The organism is Synechococcus sp. R55.7, assembly GCF_047461955.1.
Lineage (GTDB): Bacteria > Cyanobacteriota > Cyanobacteriia > Thermostichales > Thermostichaceae > Thermostichus.
In genome coordinates this window covers 1-1,282 of sequence record NZ_JANSIC010000355.1, presented here as the reverse complement: position 1 = coordinate 1,282, position 1,282 = coordinate 1, and the positions used below count along the sequence as shown (strand labels likewise).

Annotated in this window: 1 protein-coding gene; it reads right to left on the bottom strand. The window is 59.2% G+C overall.

The window, feature by feature from the left end; genetic code table 11:
* Nucleotides 1-87: 87 nt before the first annotated feature.
* Nucleotides 88-1,194, bottom strand: a complete 1,107-nt coding sequence (gene chlG / locus NW820_RS12435; protein WP_414332050.1) for a chlorophyll synthase ChlG — start codon at nucleotides 1,192-1,194, stop codon at nucleotides 88-90.
* Nucleotides 1,195-1,282: the final 88 nt, after the last annotated feature.

Genomic DNA, 1,282 nt, shown 5'->3' with positions numbered 1-1,282 from the left:
ACTTGATCTTGGCCCAGATGTCGGGCCGAACCCAGGGCGGAAGCCGTCACCTCTGTTGCCAAGATGGGCACTTTGCCGTCGGCTCGACTACCACAGCCCCGAGCGGCCCAACGCCAGCCCGACCACCAACATGCCCAACACCAAAAAGGGCTGCGCGCTGGCCTGGTATTTCACATCGTTGTTCAAAGGATCCCGCAGCAGGTACATATCTTGGAAGGTTATTTGCGGGATGATCAGCAGCACCAAAAGGGCCGCGTAAAGTTTTAGGCCCGCCCCCAGCAAAAACGAGGCCATGCCGAACTGGAACAGGTCGATCATCAGCACCGAGATCCAAGCGGCCCCCATCGCCCCAAACATCACCGGCAAAGAGGCCAAGCCAAACTGCCTGTCCCCTTCGATGCTTTTGAAATCGTTGACCACAGCAATCCCCAGCCCGGCCAAGCTGTAGATCAGCGTCAGGATGCAGACCGTCCAGTTCAGCTCGCCAAACAAGGCGTGACCCGTCCACCAGGGCAGGGCGATGTAGCTGGCGCCCAGGGCGTAGTTGCCCAGCCAGCCGTTGCGCTTGAGCTTCAGGGGCGGCGCCGAGTAGATGTAGGCAATCAGGGCTCCCGCCAAGGCAATGCAGGTGATCACCGGGAAGTCATGGCCCGTGTACCAGTCCAGAGCGTAGGCCAAGCCCAACCCCAAGATCAGCAGCACCCAGATTTGGATAACCACCCGCTGCAGAGAAATAGCGCCGGAGGGAATGGGGCGGTAGGGCTCGTTGATGGCGTCGATCTCGCGGTCGTAGTATTCGTTCACCGTTTGGGTATAGCCCGTCATCAGGGGGCCCGCCAGAATCATGCCCACCAAAATGAGAGCCACATTCTCCCAAGTCCAGGTGAAGTGACCGGAAGATGCCGCCCCCGGAATCAGACCCCACACCAAAGGGATCCAGGTAACCGGTTTCATCAGCTGCAGGTGCAACTGCCAAATGGAGCGAGACTCCACCTCTGCTCCTTTCATGCCCAGCAGTTGGCGGACACGCTGCGCATTCGACCCGCCGGTGCCAGGGGATCCCTTGCCGGGATCCGAGTCTGGGGTGGTTTCTTCCGCAGTAGCTCCTACCTCCTCTAAACTGGGCTCTGCAGCAAAGGCCATCTCAGCCGCCATTTCCGGCGAGGAGGGATCTTGAGGGATCTTTTCGCTCATGGTGGGATGCGCAATCAAACTGCAATAACGGGGATAACCACCCCCATTCTGAGACATCGTGACATACTCCCGCACTCATGCTGATGCA